1 pseudogene is annotated in these 1,387 nt (G+C 58.7%); it reads right to left on the minus strand.

Features of this window, described 5'->3' with window-relative positions:
• Positions 1-1,387: pseudogene (locus tag HMPREF7545_RS09055) on the minus strand (autotransporter outer membrane beta-barrel domain-containing protein); the annotation flags it as partial.

The following is a 1,387-nucleotide window of genomic DNA, read 5'->3' on the forward strand; positions in this document are numbered from 1 at the left end:
GCCGCAGCTTTCTTGATGTGCACATCGCCTGCCTTGTAGTTTTCAGCCTTCGTGCCATCGTCAATATGCTCATAGACCAGACGCATATTCCCGCTGTAGTTGTCAATCGTCAGCTTGTGCGGGTCGAGCTGCTTGAGGATCCCCTTGTCCGCGTCCAGACGCGTGACACGGCTGTCCATCGAGATGCCCTTCTCCTTCGACCCGGTCTCCTTCTTGTGATGGTAGCCCGTGCCGACCTGCTTGTGTTCCCACGTCGCCCCATTGGCAAGCCGCATGGATACGTCGCCGGGGTTGTACCCCCATTGGCCCGTTGCTCCGTCAAGGATGCCATTGATGTCGGTCGAGACCAGTCCCTTGAAGAACGACTCTTTGTTGCTTAGCCCAAGCACAACATGTCCGCCGCCCTCGGCACTGATGTCACCTGTGATCTGCACAGGGCGCTTCTCGGAGGTTGCCGAGACGCTTCCATCGTCGTTCAGTTTCGCGTTGACGAATACCTTGCCGTTAGAGTATGCCGCAATCGAGGCAACATCTGTCCCCTTGATAATGCCGCCGCCGATGGAGATCCGTGCCCCGTGCGATTCCACCGCACGCCACATCTTCGAGTCTATGTCGACCAGTCCCTTGATGTCGACTTCTGCGCTGCCCATGTTCTTGCGCGCTTCGATCGCTCCAAAGTCCTCGCCCGTCTCTTTGACCCGGATCTTCACTGCATGCGCAGGATCATCATCGTTCTCGATGACGAGCTTCGCATGTCCCTTGCCGCTCATGTGACCGGCACCGCCGGGATACCCCATGACGAAGATGCCGCGCCCATAGAGGCTGCCCGTCGGGTCGGATTCAATATCCATTCCCTTGACGTTCTTAATCGTGAGGGTCCCGCTGTAGACGGTGATCGCGTTCGGTGTACGCTCCCATCCCGCCTGTTTGCCCTGTTCCGGCAGGAGTCCATGTCCGCCGGGGCCTGCCTTGATCCCAAGGCGATGCCCTGTCATGTCGATGCTGCCTTCTGCGTCGCCGTTCCAGTAGATCGTGCCGAATTTGTTGTCCTTTTCCGAGATGACGGGGTTGTCCGCCGCTTTCGTCACGAGTTTGATGTCACGGTTGAAGGTGTAGTTGCCCTTGCCGTCGTAGACGCCCTTGCTCTGCCAGTACGCCTTGGTGTCGGCCGTGCCGAAGTTGCCTTCAGCGATCTGTTTGTTGATGGTACCTTCAAGCTCCGGCGTAGGAGGGTTCGATGGATCATCCTGTGCCGGTGGCGTTGGCGGGTTCGACGGCGTATCCTGCTCTTTTACATGCGCCTGTCCGTTGGTTTCCTTGTACGCGAGATCAAGCTGCTGCGATACGGCGGATCCGGTCAGCCCCTCGGCGATCGTCGCCTTGCCCG

Source organism: Centipeda noxia ATCC 43541 (assembly GCF_000160555.1).
GTDB classification, from domain to species: Bacteria; Bacillota; Negativicutes; order Selenomonadales; family Selenomonadaceae; genus Centipeda; species Centipeda noxia.